The organism is Micromonospora sp. NPDC093243 (assembly GCF_044753725.1).
GTDB lineage: Bacteria > Actinomycetota > Actinomycetes > Mycobacteriales > Micromonosporaceae > Micromonospora.
On the sequence record NZ_JBIVNT010000008.1, the window covers coordinates 164,935 to 178,267 of the forward strand.

11 protein-coding genes are annotated in these 13,333 nt (G+C 72.4%); 9 read left to right on the top strand and 2 right to left on the bottom strand.

Annotated elements, in window-relative coordinates:
- Positions 1-123: 123 nt before the first annotated feature.
- Genes ACIP9D_RS26215 through ACIP9D_RS26245 form a run of 7 tightly spaced genes read left to right on the top strand, consistent with a single transcriptional unit; the run spans position 124 to position 8,455 of the window.
- The gene (locus ACIP9D_RS26215; RefSeq protein ID WP_350873540.1) at positions 124-438 is read left to right on the top strand and encodes a hypothetical protein; all 315 of its coding nucleotides are present in this window, start codon (positions 124-126) and stop codon (positions 436-438) included.
- Positions 439-450: 12 nt separating this feature from the next.
- Entirely contained in the window at positions 451-813 is a 363-nt protein-coding gene (locus ACIP9D_RS26220) for a hypothetical protein (RefSeq protein WP_350873541.1), read from the top strand.
- Between the two features lie 49 nt (positions 814-862).
- The gene (locus ACIP9D_RS26225; RefSeq protein WP_350873542.1) at positions 863-4,177 is read left to right on the top strand and encodes an ATP-binding protein; all 3,315 of its coding nucleotides are present in this window, start codon (positions 863-865) and stop codon (positions 4,175-4,177) included.
- A gap of 1 nt (position 4,178) precedes the next feature.
- Positions 4,179-6,122, top strand: a complete 1,944-nt coding sequence (locus tag ACIP9D_RS26230; RefSeq protein WP_350873543.1) for an MFS transporter — start codon at positions 4,179-4,181, stop codon at positions 6,120-6,122.
- Positions 6,119-6,676, top strand: coding sequence for a hypothetical protein (locus ACIP9D_RS26235; protein ID WP_350873544.1), 558 nt, complete (start codon positions 6,119-6,121; stop codon positions 6,674-6,676). Before ACIP9D_RS26230 ends, ACIP9D_RS26235 begins: the two co-directional genes overlap by 4 nt.
- Positions 6,673-7,839 carry a M23 family metallopeptidase gene (locus ACIP9D_RS26240; protein WP_350873545.1) on the top strand — a complete coding sequence of 389 codons (1,167 nt, stop codon included), beginning with the start codon at positions 6,673-6,675 and terminating at the stop codon, positions 7,837-7,839. Before ACIP9D_RS26235 ends, ACIP9D_RS26240 begins: the two co-directional genes overlap by 4 nt.
- A 13-nt stretch (positions 7,840-7,852) precedes the next feature.
- A complete protein-coding gene (locus tag ACIP9D_RS26245) occupies positions 7,853-8,455 on the top strand; it encodes a hypothetical protein (protein WP_350873546.1) in 603 nt (200 codons plus the stop codon).
- A 7-nt stretch (positions 8,456-8,462) separates the two neighbouring features.
- Here ACIP9D_RS26245 and ACIP9D_RS26250 read toward each other — a convergent pair whose 3' ends face one another.
- Positions 8,463-9,020, bottom strand: coding sequence for a hypothetical protein (locus tag ACIP9D_RS26250; protein WP_350873668.1), 558 nt, complete (start codon positions 9,018-9,020; stop codon positions 8,463-8,465).
- A gap of 193 nt (positions 9,021-9,213) precedes the next feature.
- Here ACIP9D_RS26250 and ACIP9D_RS26255 point away from each other — a divergent pair, with 193 nt between their 5' ends.
- Both ACIP9D_RS26255 and ACIP9D_RS26260 read left to right on the top strand, forming a co-directional pair.
- Positions 9,214-11,781, top strand: coding sequence for an FtsK/SpoIIIE domain-containing protein (locus ACIP9D_RS26255; protein WP_350873547.1), 2,568 nt, complete (start codon positions 9,214-9,216; stop codon positions 11,779-11,781).
- Complete coding sequence (locus ACIP9D_RS26260) at positions 11,778-12,554, top strand: hypothetical protein (protein ID WP_350873548.1); 777 nt, start codon at positions 11,778-11,780, stop codon at positions 12,552-12,554. Before ACIP9D_RS26255 ends, ACIP9D_RS26260 begins: the two co-directional genes overlap by 4 nt.
- An 85-nt stretch (positions 12,555-12,639) precedes the next feature.
- Here the strand turns inward: ACIP9D_RS26260 and folE are convergent, their stop codons facing one another.
- Positions 12,640-13,302, bottom strand: a complete 663-nt coding sequence (gene folE / locus ACIP9D_RS26265) for a GTP cyclohydrolase I FolE (protein WP_350873669.1) — start codon at positions 13,300-13,302, stop codon at positions 12,640-12,642.
- Positions 13,303-13,333: the final 31 nt, after the last annotated feature.

Genomic DNA, 13,333 nt, shown 5'->3' on the forward strand with positions numbered 1-13,333 from the left:
GCCACTCTCCGTGGTGAGTAACGAACACAGGGTCAGTCACGCTGCGCCCAGTGAGCACATTTCCCGCCAGGCTTGCCTATTGCACCGCCGCGGCTGCGCCGGCCGCGATTTGGGGAGGTTTCAGTGATCGCCATCGAGCTCATGGAGACGGCGTCCTCCGGCGTCGCCCACGCGCTCTCCACCCTGGCGTCGACTCCACTCGCCGAGCCGGCGCCGAAAGGCATCGACACCGAGGGTGTCGTCACCTTCTTCGCCAGCAAGGTAGCGCCGATCCTGCTCGCCGTCCTCGGCGTCATCTTCATCGGTCGAGCCAGCCGCGGCGAGATCTCCAAGGTGCTGACCAGCTCCGCCATCGCGATCGTCGGGTTGGCCTTCATCGCCGGCGCGGCCACGCTCTTCTTCGTCGGTGACTACCTGATCGATCTGATCTTCGAGTAGACGCGGGCAGATATGCGGCTGCGCACCGACGACGACATCTACCGGGCACGCCTGGTCTACCTCGGGCCGCCCGGCTACACCCTTCCCGTCCACCTGCCGTACGCCCAGTACGGACTCTTCATGCTGCTCGTCCCCCTCTACATGTTCATCCACTGGCTGTTCACGCTGCAGGTGGAGCTCTTCCCCGCGTGGGAGATCGCGCTCGCCATCGTGAGCACGTCGTTCATCTTCCGGTACGTCGACCCGGACCGGCCGGCGCGGATGGTCATCCGCACCGCGCTGACGGACTGGCGACGCACCCGGGAGCCGGCCGCCGAGCAGCGCGATCCGCGCCTGGTCGGCAGCGGGATCAGGATCCGGGAGGAACTGGCATGACCGGGCGTACACCGTTCGGACGGTCGCACGACGCGGGTGAGGCGGTCGCATGAGTCGCTCTACCACGCCGGGTTCCCCGGCCGGCCGTCCGGCCGTGCCGGACAGTCACCGTGCGCGTTCGCTCGATTACCCAGACGCCGAGCTGGACGAGGCTGCCCTCGATCCCGCGCTGGCCACCTCGCCCGGGCACGGGGTCGGTGTCTTCCAGGCACCCCGGCCGGTCCCGCGCCGGGCTCCGGCCGCCGAGCCGGGGCCGACCGGGGAGAGCCCGGACATCGACTCCCCGTTCCTCGACCTCTTCGGCGGGCCACGTCCCGGCCCGGGCCGCCCGGCCGCCCCGCACGGCGGCACCGGCCACCAGCACTCGCCGATACCGCAGCAGCAGGCCGCGATCGAGTCGGCACCCGCCGCCGGCCCGGTCCCACCGCCGCCGCCACGGCTGCCCGCCGCCCCGCCGGATCGGTTGGCGACCGGGCAGCCCTACCGGGCCCCGGCCGCGCCGGTCGCCGAGCCGGAGCCGCCGGCCCGCTCCCGAGTGCCGCACCAGGCGGGCGACCGACTACCGGCGGTACGCCCGCCGGTCGACGCCGAACCGCTGCCCAACCGGCCCACGCCGCTCGCTCCCGCCGCGCCGGTTCCGCCCGCCGAGCCCGAGCCGGCGTCCCGGCGGTCGACGGAGATCCGACCGGAGCGCGGTCGACCGGCCAAGCCGGCGAACGGACGTGAGGTCGCCACGCCCCGACAGCGCTCGGCGGCGCGGAACCAGCCGATCAAGCCGGCCCGGGTCCGCGCCCCGAAAATCAAGTTCGGGGATCGCGACCCGTCGGTCGAGCTGGCGATCACCGAGATCGCCGGCCACCTCACCTTCACCCCCAACACGGTCACCGCCTGGTACTGGCTCCCCGAGGTGCGGTGGGCCTTCCGACCGGACGCCGAACGCGAGGCACTGCTCTCGGCGATCTCCGAGCAGTACGCCGGCCTCGCCGGCTTCCGGCTGCACCTGCGCCGCACCACCCGCCCGTTCCCGGCCGACGAGTGGGCCCGCACCATCGACGCGCACACCGCCGCCCCACTGCCCGACGTGCCCGGCACGACGAGCTGGGCCGACCACCTGGTCGCCGCGCAGCGCCACCTGATGTCGGTCAACCACGCCGAGGGACAGACCTACCTCGGGGTCACCTTCGCCCGCCGGTCGCTCGGCGACACACTCAGCGAGCGGGTGCTGCGCGCCTTCGGCCGCGGGGTCGCCGAGGGTGAACGCCGCCGACTGGGCCGGACGGTCGAGCAGTTCGACGAGGTGCTCGGCGCGTTCGGCATGCGCGGGCGGCGGGTCACCGCCCAGGAACTGGAGTGGCTGCTCTACCGCTCGGTGGCGCTCTGCATGGCGCCGCCCGGCGCGCTGTCACCGGTCACCGACGGGCGCTGGGAGCGGGGCGACCTGCTCGCCCTCACCGAGCAGGTCGAGCGCTACCGGACCCCCTACGGCTCCACCGTGAAGCTGGTCAACCGGATGACCGGCGAGGAACGGCACGTGGCCGTGCTGGCCGTGGGCCGGATGGAGCCGCTGGAAATCCCCGAGCGGCACGAGCCCTGGCTGCACTTCCACGAGCGACTGCCCTGGCCGATGGAGATCTCCACCCGGGTCGACATCCTCGGCTCCGGCGACTCCTTCCGGAACCTCGAGCACCGGCTCCGCATGATCCGGTCCCAGCAGCTCGACTACGCCGAGCACGGCATCGACGCCCCGCCGGAACTGGAGCGGCTGGCCAAGCGGGCACTGGTGATCGGCGACGAGATGACCACCGGCCTGCCGGTCGACTCGGCGCGGGCGCACGGCTGGCACCGGATCGCGGTCGGCGGCCGGACCCGCGAGGAGTGCATGGAGCGGGCCCGGCGGCTGATCCAGCTCTACTCCCGCGAGCTGCGCATCTCGCTGCAACACCCGAAGAACCAGGACTGGCTCGCGCGGGAGTTCATCCCCGGCGAGCCGATCGCCAACACCGGCTACGTGCGGCGGATGCCGGTCCCGCTGCTGGCCGCGGCGCTACCGCAGGCCGCCTCCACCGTCGGCGACCGGCGCGGCGACCTGATCGGCCGGACCGCCGGCACCTGCCGTCGGCCGGTCTTCCTCGACCTGCACTACCCGATGGAGGTACGCGAACGCTCCGGGCTCGCGGTCTTCGTGGCCGAGCCCGGCGGCGGCAAGTCGACCCTGCTCGGCGCGCTCGGCTACCTGGCCGCCCGGCGGGGCGTCCAGGTCACCCTGCTCGACCCGTCCGGCCCGCTGGCCCGGCTCTGCGCCATGCCCGAGCTGCGGCCCTACTCCCGGGTGCTCAACCTGACCGGCTCCGAGCACGGCACTCTCGCACCGTACGCGCTGATCCCGACGCCACTGCGCAGCGAGTTCACGGTCGGCGCCGCCGGCGACCGGGAGTTCGAGATCGCGGTCTCCAACGCCCGGGCCGAGCGACGGATGCTGGTACAGGACATCTGCATGATGCTCGTGCCACCGCAGGTCGCCCGGGAGGCGTCCACCGCGACCCTGTTCCGGCACGCCGTACGCCAGGTGCCGGCCGAGGAGACGTCCACGCTGGACGACGTGGTGACCTGCCTGGGCCAGCTCGACGACGACGCCGGCAAGGAACTGGCGAACCTGCTGCTCGACACCGCCGAGATGCCCCTGGCGATGCTCTTCTTCGGCCGGCCACCGGAGGGCCTGCTCGGCCCGGACGCGGCGCTCACCGTGATCACCATGGCCGGGCTACGGCTGCCCGACCTGAAGATCGAGCGCGAGTACTGGTCGGCCGAGGAGGCGCTCGCCCTGCCGATGCTGCACACCGCGCACCGGCTCGCGGTCCGCCGCTGCTACGGCGGGTCGATGTCGTCCCGCAAACTGGTCGGCCTGGACGAGGCGCACTTCATGGAAGGCTGGCGCTCCGGGCGCTCCTTCCTGGTCCGGCTCGCCCGCGACTCTCGCAAGTGGAACCTCGCCGCGCTGGTCGCCTCCCAGAACCCACGCGACATCCTCGGCCTCGACGTGCAGAACCTCGTCTCCACCGTCTTCGTCGGCCGGATCGCCGAGGACAGCGAGATCGCCTCCGAGGCGCTCCGACTGCTCCGGGTACCGGTCAACGACGGCTACGAGGCCACCCTGGCCTCGCTCTCCGCCGCCGACGCCTCGTCGTCCGCCCGCCTCGGCTTCCGCGAGTTCGTCATGCGCGACGTCGACGGGCGCGTGCAGAAGGTCCGGGTGGACGTCTCGTACGTCGACGGGCTGCTGGACCACCTCGACACCACGCCCGCCGCGATCGCCTCGGCGGCCGGAGTACTGCCGAACCTCCCCCTGCCGGATCTGGAGGCGTGACATGGCGAGGGCCCGGGCAAGGATCACGGCGCTCCTGCTCGCGCTCGGCGTACTGGCCGGGGCCACCATCGGCTGGCCGCTGATCGGAGCCAGCCCGGCGGCCGCCGCCCCGGTCGCCACCCAGGCGGCCGCCGACCTCTGCACGACCCAGGAGTGGCAAGCCGACTTCCGCGCCTGCGTCAAGAAACTCCAGCAGGTTGCCGAGTCCGAGGCGAACTGCTGGAAACCGCCGACTCCCACCGCACCGGATTCCGGGCTCGCCGGATGGTTCGCCTCGCGACCGGAGTCCTCGAAGCAACTCGGCCCGAAGGGTTACTACAGCGACTACGGGTACGCCGGCTACGGCTACACGACCTACCGGGTCGAGGGCGGCTGTGCGTCCTCGGTGCTGCACCCCGACTACAAGTTCAGCAATACCGTCGCCAACGGCGAGTTCATGGTCGCCACAGCGATCGTCGGGGCTTCGAATGCGCTGCGTGAGCGCGCCTGGGACCCGCGCTCGATGTGGAGCTGGGCCGACCCGCTGGTGGACCAGGCGACCAAGGCCGTCTACCAGAAGGTGTTCAGCGTCTTCGGGATCATCACGCTCTGCGTGGTCGGCCTCTACCTGCTCTGGCGATCGCGCCAGTCCGACATGAGCAACGCCATGACCACGGCTGGCTGGGCCCTGCTGGTGATGGTGGCGGTGACGGCCCTGGCCGCGTGGCCGGTCAAGTCAGCCAACCTCGCCGACAGCACACTGATCACCACCCTGGGCGTCGTACACGATGCGGTCGGGCCGGCAACACGAGACACTCCCCCGGACCAATGTGACGATCCGAATCCCGAGGCATGCAAGGACCACCGACCACCGGCGGTACGAGCCAGCGACACGGCCACCGAATCGATGCTCTACCGGAACTGGGTCCGGGGTGCCCTCGGCTCGGCGGACAGCGAGACGGCGAAGAAGTATGGACCGGCGCTTTACGACGCTAAATCCTTGAACTGGGATGAAGCGGAGTCCATCCGCAGTAATCCCGCCACTCGCCCTGTGATCATCAAAGCTAAGCAGCAGCAATGGATGACCGTCGCCGCGCAGGTCGAGCGGGAGGATCCGGAGGCCTACGAGTACCTCCAAGGGATCCGGGACATGGATCGCATCGGCGCCGGTTTCATCGCCGTGCTCGCGTCGCTGCTCTTCGCGATGTTCGACCTGACCGCCTCGCTGCTGGTGCTGCTCGGCTTCCTGATCTTCCGGTGGGCGGTGATCGCGGCACCGATCCTCGGCACGGTGGGCCTGATGCGCCCCGCCAGTGCGGGGCTGCGCCGGCTGGCCAACGCGGTCGTCGCCGCGGTCTTCAACATCGCCATCTTCGGGACCGGCGCCGCGATCTACCTGTTCGCGGTCGACCTGATCATGAGCACCGCCACGTTGCCGGGCTGGCTCCAGGTGGTGCTGGTCTGGCTCTGTGGGGTCGTCGGCTGGCTGCTACTTCGTCCCTACCGACGGATCACCCAACTCGGCGGCAAGGACAACAGCGAGGCGGTCAGCTCGGCCGGCTCGTGGCACCGCCGGTTCTTCCGCGACATGCGTGCCGCTGCTCGACTGGACGTCGTGGAACCGGGTGGAACGGCGGAGCCGGCCATTGGCCGCCGCAGGGCGGTGGTGGCGGAACAGACCAGACTTCGCCCGGAGGCGCGGCACGAGGATCCCGTACACACCGCACCCGGTGGCACCGAGCGCCAGCGACCCGACGGCCGTGAACGCGTGAACGAGACGCCGAAGACCGAGGAACGTTCCGCCGCTTCCCGGCCGGCGGCACCCCGGCCCCGTCGCCGTCAGCCGGCCACTTGGACCGAGCCGGACGTACCGGACGAGAAGCCGTCGTTCGTCGTCTATCGCCCCGGCTCGGTGGAGAGCACACCGGACCGGCCGACACCACGGATCCGTTCCGAGGCGCGGTGATGGCGGTGCGACGCGCCCTGGAGTTCCTGTTCACCCGGGTGCTGCGGTCCCGGCTCGGAATCGCGATCGCCCTTGCGGTCGTCGTGTTCGGCATCATCGGTGCGGCGCGGCTCGTCGCCGGCTCCGGTGATCCGGCGCTCGGCCTGAGCAATCGCCCGAGCCAGCCGATCACCACGGTCGAGCCGGACGCCGGTGACGACGGGGTGATCGGCTCCGACACACCGGCCAGCCCGACCACCCGGCCCGGTGCCCGCACTCCAGAGCAGACGGCCGACCGGTTCGTCGCCGCCTGGTTGGGCAGGCCGGGCATGACCGCCGAGCAGTGGCACGAGGGCATGCGTCCGCTGTCCACGCCTAATCTCGTCGAGAAGCTGGCCGGGGCGGACCCGACCGGAGTTCCGGCCGGCCAGGTGACCGAGAAGGCCACGCTGCTACCGCGCACCGAGAGCTTCGTCGAGGCACTGGTGCCGCTCGACACCGGGCGGCTCCGCCTGGAACTGGTGGCACCGGACGGGCAGTGGTTCGTCGACGCGGTGGACTGGGAGCAGGGATGAGTGACCAAGGTCGTCCCCGTCGGAAGTTGCGCGTCGGCGCCCTCGCCGGCGCGCTCACGATCACGATGGCGTTGCTCTGTTGCACCGGGGGCAGCGCTGCGTTCTTCCTGACCGAACTGGGTGGTGACTCGGCCGAGGAGATGACGCCGATGAGCGCCGAGTGCACCGGTGACTTCCGGGTAGACGTGACCGGCGATATGCCCCGGTTCGCCGACTACGGCGACAAGCAGCTCCGCAACGCGGCGAAGATCATCAAGGTCGGACAGGAGATGAAGGTTCCCGCGCGCGGGTGGGTCGTCGCCGTGGCGACCGCGATGCAGGAGTCCAGGTTGCTCAACCTGGCGAATCGGACGGTCAAGGAATCCGACAACCTGCCCAACGAGGGTATGGGGGCAGATCACGACTCGGTCGGCCTCTTCCAGCAGCGCGCCTCGTGGGGCACCGTCCGGCAGCGGATGACCCCGGGTTATGCCGCCCAGAAGTTCTACGAGAAGCTGCTCAAGGTGCCCGGATGGGAAAGGTTGCCGCTGACGCTCGCCGCGCAGAAGGTGCAGATCAGCGCCTTTCCGGACGCGTACGCCAAGCACGAGGCCCTGGCCGCACAGATCGTCGACGTGCTGGCTGGCGGAGCAGCTCGAACGGCGTTGGTCGGCGGCCGAGACGTCTGCGACGCGGCCTCGGGCAAGGAGATCGCGGCGTCCGGTTGGACGGCCCCGATCGTCGGCGGCGTCGGCTCCGGGTTCCGGACCGCCAGCCGGCCGGGGCACAACGGGGTGGACATCGGCGCCAAGAAGGGCACGCCGATCCACGCCGCCGCCGCCGGCCGGGTGTTGGTGTCAAGGTGCGATCCTGACAACGGTGGCCGACTGAGTTGCAACGTCGATGGATACCCGGGCAAGGGCGGCTGCGGCTGGTTCGTCGACATCCTGCACGCCGGTGGCATGGTCACCCGTTACTGCCACATGGTGACCAAGCCGTCCGTCGAAGTAGGGCAAAGGGTCCAGGCCGGTGACGTCATCGGCGAGGTCGGCAGCAGCGGCAACTCCTCCGGCCCGCACCTGCACTTCGAGGTGCACCAGGACGGGGACCGCAGCAGCCGCGGAGCAATCGATCCCGTGCCGTTCATGCGCTCGCGAGGCGCGCTGCTCAAGAACGCGGGATGAGACAGCGACTGCCATGAACGAGCCACTGCCCGATCCGTTCGCGGACCATCCCGACTGGGCGCCCCGGCCACCGCGACCGATCGACATAGTGCCGGCCACCGGTTGGGTCGAGTTGCGCGGGCGGCGAGTACAGGTGGGACTTCCCGGTCTGGGCTGGCGCGGCGACCTCCGGGCGGACGACCGCGTCGTCCAGAACAGCCGCACCTACGTCCCGGTGATCCCGGAGCACGAGTGGTACCGCGCTGAGGCCGAGCAGGTCGAGGTCTTCGCCCCACTGATTCCGGTGGAACGGGTGTGGGTCGAGACCGTCGGCGCCCGCCGCGGTTCCGGCCCCCCGTCCCAGGAGGGGCCGATCCGACTGGTGTCCCTCGACTTCCCGAGCCACCGAGCCCCGACAGCGGTGATCGACGCGGACTCCGTCGTCGGGCGCCGCGTCGTGCACGTCATCGACTCGACGGAGCGGCGCGACCTCCGCGCCGTCACCGAGACCTACTCAGGTGCGGAGGGCGACATCTGCGTCCGGGTCACCCCGGAGGACGAGTGGTATCGGTGGGCATGGCGAGGTCAGGCGCCCACGACCCTGGAGGTACCGGTCCACCTGCTATGGCTCGAATAGCTGGTCATTAGAGCTTGTGGCCGCCGCAGACGCGCCAGCCATCCTTGTCCACGACTTGGAAACGCCAATCCTCGCGGCGACTGCTCCGCGGCTGACCGTTCGCCGAGCTGGAGATGGTCAAAGTCGTCGTCACTGACTCGCCGTTCGCGTCCTTCATCTGCGTCAAAGGTCCCCAGCGCACTCGGACCACGACGTCGAACTCAGCCTCACGCTGCTCCAACTCGCTCCGAAGGCTGCGTAGGGCGCCAAGATCATCGCCGTCCTGGCAAGTGAACTGCTTCGCCTTCGTGTCGTTGCGTTCGTTGAGGAATGCCTGGATGTAGCTGGCCACAACAACGTCGGGGGCGCTGCGATCCGGTGTGGTGGCGCGGTCGTACAGGACGTAGCCGGCGATGGCGCCGCCGAGGCAGAGCAGCGCGAGGACCCCGGCCACGACCGTGAGCACGGTGCGTACGCGGCGGCGTGGCCGCTCCGGCGCCGGGGCGACCGGGGCCGGTGGCAGCTGCTCGCCGGGGGGCCGTTGCGCCGGTACGCGGGAGACCTGGGAACCGGCGGGGGGCTGCACTGATTCCACCTCCTGAGGCTATCGGCTGGACGCCGCGTACCCAATGCCTCAGTTGCCGCGGATCGTGACGGACCGCTCCCATGCGGTGAGATCCACGACAACAACCGCGCACCGCCGCCGCACCTCCCGGGTAAGCGGCCTCAGCTGGGATACCGTCTCTGCTCGGGGAGGTTGCCAACCTCGGGCAGAGGGGGTGGACACGGTGGCCGGTCCGAAGACCCGTACGAACCGCGCCGCTGCTCTGCACCGCCAAGCGGCGGCCACCGCGGCGGCCGCCGCCAACATCCTCGACGAGACCCGGCCGGTCCCCGCTGACCAGCGTCGCCAGTACGAGCTGGCCGACCGGCTGCGTACGGTGGCGGCACTGGTGGCGCCCGGCTGGTCCGGCGCTCCCCTGGAGACACTCGCTGCCGACGCGCCGCCCGGTGAGGGTCCGCCGCCGTTCGTCCGGGTCGGCACCGCAGCCCCGCTGGACGACGCCCGTTTCCCTGCCCTGGTGCCGCTGATCGGCACCGGCCACCTCAGCATCGACACCGACGCTCGGGATCCGCGGGTCGCCGGTCTGCTCCGGGCCGTCCTGCTGCGCTCGCTCGGTGCGACGCCGGCCGGCGCACTGCTGGTCCGCGCGGTGGACGCGGAGGGCACGACGCTCACTCCGTTCGCTGCGCTGGCCGACGCCGGGCTGCTCCCGCCGCCGGCCGCCGACGTGGCCGGCCTGCGGTCGGTGCTGACCGAGGCCGAACAGTGGGTGGCCCCGGGGTCCAGTGGCCGGCGGCGACACGACCGGACGCTGCTGCTGGTCGTCGCCGCGCTGCCCGAGCTGACCGGCCCGACCGACCTGTCCCGGATCGAGGCGCTGGCCGAGCAGGGCCCCGCGGCGGGGCTGCACCTGGTCGTCGCCGGCTGGGCGGCCCCCGGCCCGTACGCCAACCGTTCGCCGCTGCCCCGGGCCACCACGCTCGCCATGCGCAACGCGTACGCGCTGCTCGGCGACCCGCCGGAGGCCTCGTTCACCAGCCCGGGCGCGGATCCGCCGGGTGGGTTGAACTCCCCGGTCTTCGTCGAGGTCGATCCACCGGTGGAGCTGGTCGGCGCGGTCTGTCGCCGGCTCGCCCGGCAGGTGGAGGCGGGCTCTCGGCTGGCGCTGGCCGACGTGCTTCCTGCGACCGACGAGGAGCGCTGGACGGCCAGCTCGGTCGACGGCCTGAGCAGCACGGTAGGTGACGCCGGCGGACGGCCGGTGCCGCTCGGCTTCACCGAGCTGACCCCGCACTGGCTGGTCAGCGGACGTGCCGACGGCGGACGCTCGGCGTTCCTCACCACCGCCCTGCTCGGTCTGGCCGCCCGGTACGGGCCGGCGGAGCTGGAGCTCTACCTGGTGGACCTGGGCGAGGGCGAGTCCTTCGTGGAGTTCCTGCAGACCGAGCGGGACCGGTCGTGGATCCCGCAGGTCCGGGCCGCCGCGATGGCCGCCGACCGGGAGTACGTACGGGACCTCTTCGACCGGCTGGCGACGGAGGTCCGCCAGCGCGAGGAGGCCGGCCGCCGGGCGGGCGGGCAGCGCTACGCGGAGCTTCGCGAGCACCGGTCCCTTCCCCGGATCGTCTGCGTGGTCGACAACGTGCCGATGCTCTTCGCCGAGCGGGACCGGCTCGCCGCCGACCTCGCCGCGCGGCTGGAGGCGCTGGCCCGGGCCGGCCGGGCGTACGGCGTCCACCTGGTGCTGGCGGGCGCCGGCGAGCTGGGGCTGGCCGGCCGCTCGGACGGCGGGCACCGGGATTCCCTGCTCGGCCAGTTCCCGGTCCGGGTGGCGCTACCGGGCGGCAGCGCCGTGCTGGAACCGACCAACGACTCGGCCGCCGGCCTGCCCGTGGGCAGCGCGGTGGTGAACACCGCCGGTGGTCTCGGCGGCCCGCGTGGCGCGGTCCGCGGGCACGAGCGGCTGATCCGGTATCCGGATCCGCAGGACGCGCCGGAGGTGGTGGAGCGGCTGCGGCACGAGCTCTGGTCGGCCCGGCCGGAGGGTTCCGCCCCGCCGGTGGTGTTCGCCGGCTACGCCCGCCCACTGCTGCGCAACGACCCGCGCTACCGGGCGGCGGTCGCCGGTCAGGTACACGCGCCGGCCGCGCTGCTGGGCCGGACGGTCGACGTCGGCCGGTCGACGTCGGCCGTGCCGCTCGGTCCGGCGGCCGGCCGCAACCTGGCTGTCCTGGGTCCCGGCCCGGAGGCGGCCCGCCTGCTGGTCACGGCGGCCCGGAGCACCGCCGCGCACCATCCGCCCGGCAGCGCTCGCTTCGTGGTCGCCGTCCCCGACCCCAACTGCCGGGTGTTGGCCGAGGCGTTGACCACCGAGTTGGCCGCCCGGCAGACCGCGAGGATGGTCGACGTCGCCGACGTGCTCGACGTGACCGGCGACGGCGAGCCGACCTACCTGGTGGTCTTCGGCCTGGACCGGGCCGGCGCGGAAGAGCTGCCCGTCGAGCGGCTGCGGGCGCTGCTGCGGGACGGGCCGCCGGCCGGGCGTCACCTGCTCGGCTGGTGGCGGGTGGTGCCGCCGTTCGCCGCGCTGCTCGAACCGGAGGGCGCGGTGGACAAGCTGGCCGCCGTCGCCGCGGTCGACGTGCCCGGTGCCCAACTCGCCGCGGTCTTTCACCGCCCGGTGGAGTGGCGACCCCGCCCGGGTCGGGCGGTGCTCTGGGACGGCCCGGACGAGCAGGGGTTGGTCCTGGTGCCGTTCGCCGAGGAGGAGGCGCCGCGATGATCGGGAACGGGAGCCGGGCCTCGGGCCGGAAGGCGGGCGGGACCGTCCGGCAGGAACCACGGGATCCGGTCGGGCCGGGCCGGCAGCGCACCGCCGGGACGCGGGAGGCCATTCCGCAGTCCCCGAGCCCGGACGCCGCCCTCGACGCCTGGCACGACTACCTCGCGGCCGCCCGTCAGCTGGACGGCGTGCGCCGGGGCGCGGCGGCCGCCGCCGGTGAGCAGGCCCGGTCGGTGCAGGCGGCCCGGGAGGAGCTGACCGAGGTCCGGGCCCGGCTGGCCACCCAGCAGACCCGGCTGCACGAGCGGGGCGTACCGCCGATCTCGCTGGTGCCCTCCCCGCCGGAGCTGACCGAGTCCGCCCGGTCGATGGCCGGCGGGCCGGCGACCGTGCTGGCCGCGCTGCGTACCGCGCGGGGCCGGGCCGACGCCGCGGACGCCGCGCTGGTCGCGCGGCATCCGCTCCGGCCGGCGAGCTGGTCCGCGCGACCGCGGAACCTGCTGGTGTACGGGCCCTTGGCGCTGCTGGTGCCGCTGATCCAGGTGGTGGTGTACGTGGCGACCGGTGCCGGCCCGGCGAGCGTCGCCGCGTTGATCTTCGGGCTGCCGATGCCGGCGGTGGCCTTCGTGGCCGGCTGGGTCGGTTGCGGGCGGCTGTTCCGGCCCGGTCCGAACGAGCGGCTGGACCGGACCTCGCGGTTCGGCGCCCTGGTCTGCCTGGTCCCGGCGGTGCTGGTCACCGCCGGCCTGCTCCTTGCCATGCTCGCCGGCTGACCCGGCTGCCACCGCTTCCGGAGCTGAGAAAACGGCCGACCGCCCGGTTTCCCCGGGCGGCCGGCCGCAAGCTCGTTCAGGTCGGTCAGCGGGGCATGATCAGGGCCATCGCCTCGGCCCGCGACTTCGCGTCGGTCTGCAGGCTGCCGCGCACCGCCGACGTGATCGTCTTCGCGCCGGACTTCTGGATGCCGCGCATGGCCATGCACATGTGCTCGCACTCCAGCACGACCACCACGCCGCTCGGCGCGAGCTTGCTCATGAGCAGGTCGGCGACCTGCGAGGTGAGCCGTTCCTGCACCTGCGGGCGGCGGGCGAAGACCTCGACCAGCCGGGCCAGCTTGGAGAGCCCGGTGATCCGGCCGTCCGGGCCGGGGATGTAGCCGATGTGGGCGCTGCCCCGGAACGGGAGCAGGTGGTGCTCGCAAAGGCTCATCACGTCGATGTCCCGGACGAGCACCAGCTCCTGGTGGTTGGCCTCGAAGGTGGTGCTGAGCACCTGGGCGGGGTCGACCCGCAGGCCGGCGAAGAGCTCGGCGTACGCCCGGGCCACCCGGGCCGGGGTCGCCTGGAGCCCGTCGCGGTCGGGATCCTCGCCGACCGCGATCAGGATCTCGCGTACGGCCTTCTCGATCCGGGCCAGGTCGACGGTCTCCTCGACCGGCCCGCCCGCGAGCTTGCCGTTGATCAGGCGGGCGGCGATGTAGTCCAGCCCGTCGTCGCCGGGCTCGGTAGCGGAAGCGGCCAGCCCCCGGTTCCGGGAGCTGGCCGCTGGGTCC

Coding starts and splice junctions, on each gene's coding strand:
- ACIP9D_RS26240 (WP_350873545.1), top strand. CDS start 6,673: ATGAGTGACCAAGGTCGTCCCCGTCGGAAGTTGCGCGTCGGCGCCCTC.
- ACIP9D_RS26225 (WP_350873542.1), top strand. CDS start 863: ATGAGTCGCTCTACCACGCCGGGTTCCCCGGCCGGCCGTCCGGCCGTG.
- ACIP9D_RS26260 (WP_350873548.1), top strand. CDS start 11,778: ATGATCGGGAACGGGAGCCGGGCCTCGGGCCGGAAGGCGGGCGGGACC.
- ACIP9D_RS26230 (WP_350873543.1), top strand. CDS start 4,179: ATGGCGAGGGCCCGGGCAAGGATCACGGCGCTCCTGCTCGCGCTCGGC.
- ACIP9D_RS26245 (WP_350873546.1), top strand. CDS start 7,853: ATGAACGAGCCACTGCCCGATCCGTTCGCGGACCATCCCGACTGGGCG.
- ACIP9D_RS26220 (WP_350873541.1), top strand. CDS start 451: ATGCGGCTGCGCACCGACGACGACATCTACCGGGCACGCCTGGTCTAC.